The organism is Nocardiopsis sp. TNDT3, assembly GCF_003427465.1.
GTDB classification, from domain to species: domain Bacteria; phylum Actinomycetota; class Actinomycetes; order Streptosporangiales; family Streptosporangiaceae; genus Nocardiopsis; species Nocardiopsis dassonvillei.
Window position 1 is genome coordinate 1 of the sequence record NZ_QPFC01000513.1, and the last position, 6,328, is coordinate 6,328.

10 protein-coding genes are annotated in these 6,328 nt (G+C 74.2%); 4 read left to right on the plus strand and 6 right to left on the minus strand.

The features are described from left to right. Positions 1 to 54: 54 nt before the first annotated feature. The 3 genes from DQW06_RS13380 to DQW06_RS13390 all read right to left on the minus strand — a co-directional run bounded on the left by DQW06_RS13380 (position 55) and on the right by DQW06_RS13390 (position 1,575). Positions 55 to 636: a GNAT family N-acetyltransferase gene (locus DQW06_RS13380; RefSeq protein ID WP_071622840.1), complete on the minus strand. Its 582-nt coding sequence runs from the start codon at positions 634 to 636 to the stop codon at positions 55 to 57. Positions 637 to 940: 304 nt separating this feature from the next. Further along, positions 941 to 1,144: a hypothetical protein gene (locus tag DQW06_RS13385; RefSeq protein ID WP_019607835.1), complete on the minus strand. Its 204-nt coding sequence runs from the start codon at positions 1,142 to 1,144 to the stop codon at positions 941 to 943. Between the two features lie 62 nt (positions 1,145 to 1,206). Further along, positions 1,207 to 1,575, minus strand: a complete 369-nt coding sequence (locus DQW06_RS13390; protein WP_019607834.1) for a multidrug efflux SMR transporter — start codon at positions 1,573 to 1,575, stop codon at positions 1,207 to 1,209. A gap of 171 nt (positions 1,576 to 1,746) precedes the next feature. Between DQW06_RS13390 and DQW06_RS13395 the strand changes: the two genes are divergently transcribed. The 4 genes from DQW06_RS13395 to DQW06_RS13410 all read left to right on the plus strand — a co-directional run bounded on the left by DQW06_RS13395 (position 1,747) and on the right by DQW06_RS13410 (position 4,242). Continuing rightward, positions 1,747 to 2,073 (plus strand): multidrug efflux SMR transporter, encoded by a 327-nt coding sequence (locus tag DQW06_RS13395; protein ID WP_019607833.1) that lies wholly within the window; start codon positions 1,747 to 1,749, stop codon positions 2,071 to 2,073. 81 nt (positions 2,074 to 2,154) lie between these two features. Beyond that, positions 2,155 to 2,724 carry a TetR/AcrR family transcriptional regulator gene (locus tag DQW06_RS13400; protein WP_117198561.1) on the plus strand — a complete coding sequence of 190 codons (570 nt, stop codon included), beginning with the start codon at positions 2,155 to 2,157 and terminating at the stop codon, positions 2,722 to 2,724. Positions 2,725 to 2,936: 212 nt separating this feature from the next. Continuing rightward, on the plus strand, positions 2,937 to 3,803 hold the full coding sequence (locus DQW06_RS13405; RefSeq protein ID WP_117198562.1) for an LLM class F420-dependent oxidoreductase: 867 nt from the start codon (positions 2,937 to 2,939) through the stop codon (positions 3,801 to 3,803). Positions 3,804 to 3,894: 91 nt separating this feature from the next. Next, the gene (locus DQW06_RS13410; RefSeq protein ID WP_013155262.1) at positions 3,895 to 4,242 is read left to right on the plus strand and encodes a hypothetical protein; all 348 of its coding nucleotides are present in this window, start codon (positions 3,895 to 3,897) and stop codon (positions 4,240 to 4,242) included. 115 nt (positions 4,243 to 4,357) lie between these two features. Here the strand turns inward: DQW06_RS13410 and DQW06_RS13415 are convergent, their stop codons facing one another. From DQW06_RS13415 to DQW06_RS13425, 3 genes are all read right to left on the minus strand, one after another. After that, entirely contained in the window at positions 4,358 to 4,762 is a 405-nt protein-coding gene (locus tag DQW06_RS13415) for a four-helix bundle copper-binding protein (RefSeq protein WP_013155263.1), read from the minus strand. Positions 4,763 to 4,908: 146 nt separating this feature from the next. Continuing rightward, entirely contained in the window at positions 4,909 to 5,562 is a 654-nt protein-coding gene (locus DQW06_RS13420) for a DUF305 domain-containing protein (protein ID WP_117198563.1), read from the minus strand. A gap of 117 nt (positions 5,563 to 5,679) precedes the next feature. Further along, complete coding sequence (locus DQW06_RS13425) at positions 5,680 to 6,177, minus strand: DUF6153 family protein (protein ID WP_117198564.1); 498 nt, start codon at positions 6,175 to 6,177, stop codon at positions 5,680 to 5,682. Positions 6,178 to 6,328 lie beyond the last annotated feature (151 nt).

Below are 6,328 nucleotides of genomic sequence, written 5' to 3' on the forward strand. Positions count from 1 at the left end.
TTCGGCCGTCCCGCGCCCACGGCCAGTGGGGCGGCGCCTCGCGCACCCGCCGTCTCAGGGGCGTCTGATCAGGTAGAGCGCGAAGGGCTCTCCCCCGTGGCGGATCTCGCGCGCGTAGCCGAAACCGAGCCGTTCCATGACCGCGCGGGAACGGAGGTTGTGCACCTCGGTGAAGGAGACCACCTCGTCCGCGCCGAGGTCGTGGAAGGCGAATTCCAGCCCCGCGCGGCCGATCTCGCTGGCGTAGCCGAGCCCCCAGAAGCACTCGCGGACCGCCCAGCCGACCTCCAGGCACCACAGGGAGTCCACCACGGCGCGGGACAGGCCGCCGCGCCCCACCAGCTCGCCGGTCCACCGGTCGTGCGCGATCCACTTGTGGACGCCGTCGGTCTCCCAGGCCCGTTCCATGTGCAGGGCGCTCTCCCAGGCCTCCCCCCGCGTCCACCTGCCGCCGTACCAGCGGGCGACGCCGGGGTCCCGGTGCAGCCGCCACAGTTCGCGGGCGTGCTCGGGTCCGATGGGGTCCAGGCGCAGCCTCCGCGTGACGCGGACGCCGGAAGGCCCCCGAGGTCCGGCCGGGCCGTCCTGGGTCCCCGGCGGAGCGCCGCGGCGGTGTCCGCGGTCGGAGCCGGTCACGGATGCTCCAGCCGGGTGCGGGCGCCGGACGGGGCGGGGTCTCGGTCTCCGGGTCGGTCGCCGGGCGCACGGAGGAGGGCCCCGTGCGCACCGGGCGTCCTCCCGGCCGTACCGCGTGCGTCCCGGTGCACGTCGCAGGGGCTGTCCGCCGCGCCGCGCACGTCCCCGTGCGCCCTCTCCGCTCCCACACGGGAAAGTCTAGGTTCCGGCCCTCCCGTACGGCCGTCACCGTCGTGTACTGGGACTTTCCCGTTATCCGCGGGCACTCGGCGCGTGATGTCCCCCTTCCGGCGCCGACCGGGCGTCAGTCCCGCTGGAAGAGGCGCGCCGTGTACAGGACCGCGCCGGAGGCCAGCCCGGCCAGGGCCAGCGAGGCCGTGAACGAGGCGGCTTCGAGCACGAAGCCGGAGAGCTCGACCGTCTCGGCCAGGAAGCGGCGCGAGGCCTGGCGTGAGAGGACGAACACGGCCACGAAGACGACGAAGGAGACGACCGAGGAGACCTTCACCGGAGTGTTCCGGGGCGTTGGAGAGGAGGCATGCGGGCCATCCTAGGACGCGCCGCCCCCGGTCACTCCCCGGGTCCGGGGGTCGGCCCCGCGGCGGCCCGCTCCCCCTCCTCCCGTCCGCCCATCTGGAGGAACGCCGTGCCGACGGTCACCAGCAGCAGACCGCCCGCCCGCGGCCAGGTGAGCGCCTCCCCGAGCAGGGCCACGCCCAGGGCCGCCACGGCGGCCACGCCCAGCGCCGTCCACAGGCCGTAGGCCACCCCGACGGGCATCCCGTGCCGCAGCGCGAGGGAGAAGAGGTAGTAGGCCGCCACCACGCTGACGACCGCCAGCACCGTGGGGACCGGGGCGGTGAAGCCGTCCGAGGCACGGGTCGCGAACGCCCCGAGTACCTCGGTCACGACGGTCGCGACCAGGAAGAACCAGGCCATGGCGTACCCCTCCGCATCACGGGACACATACGCCCCGAACCTATATGAACGATAGTTCAACTTATATCCCATGGACCAGAACTGGAGCAATGATGCCTTGACCAGAACTAGTTGAACTATCGTTCGTTTTGTGTGAGGCTCTGCTCCGACGCGAAACATCTGGGAGGAAGCATGCTGCTCGCCTACGCCCTCCTCGCCGGGACCGTGGCCCTAGAGGTGGTCGGAGCCCTCGCCACGCGCTACTCCGACGGGTTCACCCGGCTGCTGCCGACGGCGCTGACGGTCGCCTCTGTCCTGGGCGCCTACTACCTGTTCTCACTGGCCCTCCTCGAAGGGCTCGACCTCGGGTTCGCCTACGCCGTCTGGGCCGCCGCGGGCGTCGTCGCCGTCACGCTGGCCGGCTCCCTCCTCCTCGGCGACCGGCTGACGCGCACCCAGTCCGCGGGCATCGGACTCGCGACCCTCGGGGTGGTGTTGTTGCAGCTCGGAGCGGCCTGAGGCCCGTCGCCCGCCCGCACGCCGGGAGCGCGCGCTGCTAGACTCCAGCGAGCCGAGCAGCACGCGGCCCTGGAGGCGGAGATGACGCGAACGATCGGTGCGCGGATCGACGGACGCCGCGCCCGGGGCGAACGCAAGCGGGAGGCGATCATCGTCGCGGCCCTGCGCGTCATCGAACGCGACGGGGTCTCGGGGGCCACCCACCGCACGGTCGCCGGGGAGGCCGGGGTGCCCGCGAGTTCGGTGGCCTACTACTTCGCCACCCTGGACGACCTGCTCGTGGCCGCCCTGACCGTGGCCTCGGACTCCTACATCGCCCAGCTGCGCCGGGTCATGGACGCCGACGGCGACGACCTCGCGACCCTGGCACAGCTCATCGCCGAGGCCGCCGGGCCCGACCGCCGCCGTGCCCTGGCCGAACGGGAGCTGACGCTGCTCGCCGCGCGCCGCCCCGCGCTGCGCCCCATGGCCCTGCGCTGGCGGCAGACCCTCACCGAGATCGCCCGGCGCCACACCGACGATCCGGTCGCGGTGGAGGCCTTCCCCTCGGTGTCGGACGGGTTGTGCGCGCGCGTGCTGCTGGGAGGGGACACCCCCACCGTGGGCGAGATCGAGGCCGTCCTGCGCCACACCCTGGGCGTCCGGCGCTGACCGCGCGACCCGAACACCACGCGCCCCGGCGCCCCGATTCCGCCTTGGGCGCCACACGCACCCGAAACCGCCCGCCCGCCTCGGGCACCGCACCCCGGCGCCGTTCCGGAAGACCCCGGTCCCGGGCCGTGTCACACACCGGCACGCACGGGGCACAGGCAGCAGACTGGGCCCGTCCGGGACCCTCCGGGCACGCGTCGAGGAGGACACGCATGGAACTCGGTATGCACGTCGCCGACTTCACCTGGGACGGCGGAACGCCCGCCATCGGCCCCGCGCTCGCCGGCACCGCCCGCGCCGCCGAGGCCGCGGGCGTCTCGCGGCTCACGGTGATGGACCACTTCTGGCAGATGGGCGGGGACATCGGCCCGCAGGAGAACGCCATGCTGGAGGCGTACACCACCCTGGGCTTCCTGGCCGCGCACACCGACCGGGTCCTCCTGCACACCCTGGTCACGGGGACCGTGTACCGCGAACCGGGTGTGCTGGCCAAGCAGATCAGCACCCTGGACACGCTGTCCGGCGGACGCGCCGGGCTGGGCATCGGGGCCGCCTGGTACGCCGACGAGGCGCACGGCCTGGGTATCCCGTTCCCGTCCACGGCGGAGCGGTTCGAGCGCCTGGAGGAGACGGTCCAGATCTGCCTCCAGATGTGGGGCGGGGACGAGGGCCCCTACCGGGGCAGGCACCACACGCTGGAGCGCACCCTCAACTCGCCGCAGAACATCTCCACACCGCACCCGTACCTGATGATCGGCGGCGGCGGGGAGCGCAAGACGCTGCGCATGGTCGCCCAGTACGCGGACGCGTGCAACATCTTCGGCGGCCCGGACGCGGCGCACAAGCTCGACGTGCTCCGGCGGCACTGCGAGGACCTGGGGCGCGACTACGACCGGATCGAGAGGACCACGACCTTCTCCGTCACCCCCGACACCACGCGGGACGCGCTGGTCCGTCGGTTGCTGGAGCTGGCCGCGACCGGGTTCTCGGTCGCCTACGTGTACGGCCAGGGGTTCTCCGACCCCCGCCGCGCGGTCGAGCTGCTCGGCTCCGTCCTGCCGGAGGTCGCGGAGGCCTGAACCGGGCGGTTCCGGCACCCGTGCCGGAAATCCGCGTGCGGAGCGGGGCCGCGGCGCGTACCGTCGGGGGCTCGACCACAGGGGGTGGCACATGGCGGACGGACCGCGCGTCTTCGAGGTCCTGGTGCCCGGATACGACAGCCTCGACGAGGTGCTCGCGCTCCAGGAGCCGGTGGCGCGGCTCCTGTGCCCCGACCCGTCGCACACGGGTCCGTGCGAGGTGCCCTGGAGCCTGGGTGCGCGCACGGAAGAGGAGCAGGACGACCCCGTGGGGACCGGCCACACGGTCGTCGCGGGCCTCCACGCCACCCGGGCCGGGGCGGAGGAGATCGCGGCGCGGATCGGGGCGGAGCTGGGGCGCACCGCCCATCTGGTCGAGGCCGATCCGGGCGACCACGAGGAACTCGTCGAGCAGTACCGGGCCCGGGGCCGCCGTTGAGCGCAGGGGCCGCGACGGCCCCGGCGGCGCGCCCTGCCCCGAAGGCCGCGACGCGCCCCTCACGGGCGGCCCGGCCCGCCGTCCGGACGGTCCGGAACCGCCTTCCGGGCAGAGGTCAGAGCGTGTCGATCAGCTCACGGCACGCCCGCTCGCAGCGTCGGCACGCCTCCGCGCACACCCGGCAGTGGTCGTGCATCGAGGCGTGCTGTTCGCACTCGTCGGCGCAGGTCTTGCAGGCCTGCGCGCAGGCCTCCAGGACCGCGCGGGTCAGATTGGCGTCGTAACCGGTGTGACGCGAGAGCACCCGGCCGGTGGTCTCGCACTGGTCGGCGCAGTCGAGGTCGGTGCGGACGCACTTGACGAGGTCGGCGACCCCGTCCTCGCTCAGACAGGCGTCCGCGCAGGCGGTACAGGCCTGGGCGCACTCGAAGCACGCCTCGATGCAGGCCCGCAGCCTCTCGCGGTCCACCCCGCCCAGGTCCTTGGGATAGGTCTCCAGCATCCGGCTCGCCACGCTCATGGCGTTCCCCCTCGGCGTCGTGCGGCGCCGGGGGCGGGCGCCCCCGGCCCTGGTCCGCACTCCTACTAACCGGCGGGCGCCGGGGCAAACCCGGGGGCCGGTGCGGGCGCCGGGCGGTCCCGGCGCCCGCCGCGGGTCGGGCCGGGTCAGTGACCGCCGTGGTCCCCCTCGGCGTCCTGTCCGGAACCGCCCTGTCCGGTGCCGTCCTCCCCGGAGCCGCCACCTCGGCCGAGCATCGCCTCCATCTCCTCGATCTCGGCCTCCTGGGTGTCGACGACATCCCGGGCCAGCTCACCGGCCTCGGGATCGACGCCGTTCTCCAGCTGGTCCTCGGCCATCCGGACCGCGCCCCGGTGGTGGGCGATCATCAACTCCAGGAACAGCGTGTCGAAGGCCTCCCCCTCGGCCCGCTCCAGCTCCGCCATCTGCTCCTCGGTCATCATCCCGGACATGCCGTGGTGCTCCCCGTCGCCCTCGGGCTCGACCCCCCAGGCGTCCAGCATCCCCCGGAGCTGTTCGATCTCGGGCCCCTGGGCGGCCTCGATCTCGGCCGCGAGGGCCGCGACCTCCTCCCCCGCCCGGTCCTCGGCGAGCCGGGACATCTCCACGGCCTGCTCGTGGTGGGGGATCATCATCCGGGCGAACACGACGTCGGCGTCGTTGAACTCGGCCGCCGACTGCTCGGCGGACCCGGGCGCGGGGTCGGGGGCCTCCCCGCCGCCGCAGGAGGCGAGGAACAGGGCGGCGGCCAGTGCCGCCGGAGCCGCCGGGAACGCGCGGGTACGGAACTGCGTGGTCATCGTCGGTCCTTCTTCATGGCTTCTTCGCGCATGGCGCGGGGCGCCACGGCGAGGTGAACAGGGCTCGGGACCGGGTGTCGGGGCGCGTGGGGCCACCGCACCACCCGGGAGGGGCGTCTACACCCTCAGCACCTGTAACTTCGCCAGACACGGGGGTTCGGGCGGCGCGACGCGCACCGCCCGCCGGAGCGTCGGGGACGGCGGCCTCGGCAGCGCTCCCGGCCAGGGGAGGAAGACCACGGCGGCCAGCCCGACGAGGGCGGCCACCAGGGCGGCCACCGCCAGGCACATCGTCGTCGGGTCGGTGACGGGGGAGGCGGCGTGCGCGTCCGGGTCGGAGTACCCGCCCGCGGCGGCGTGCGCCTCCGGAACGGGGGCGGCGTGCGCACCGGCCTCGGACGCGGCGTGGGCCGCAGGAGCGGCCCGCTCCTCCGGAACGGGATCGGCGTGCGCCACGACCGAGGCGGTGGAGACGGGAGAGGCGTGCTCCGTGTCCGTGGACGCGTGCCCCAGGGTGTGCATTCCCGCCACACCGAGCAGCACGGACACCAGGAGCAGCATCCGCACCCAGGCCAGGCCGGGGTGCGCGGAGCGCCCGCGCGCGGCCCTGCCCACGGCTCCCACCGTGGGTGCCGCGCCACGCGGAAGGAGCGGTGGGACAAGGGCGTACGTGCTCGCCACCAGCGTCTCCTCCCCTCGCCTCCGCCGCGCACGGCGGGTTCCGTCCGGGGTCCGGGATCCCGTCCGGACCGACTCCACCAGGGTA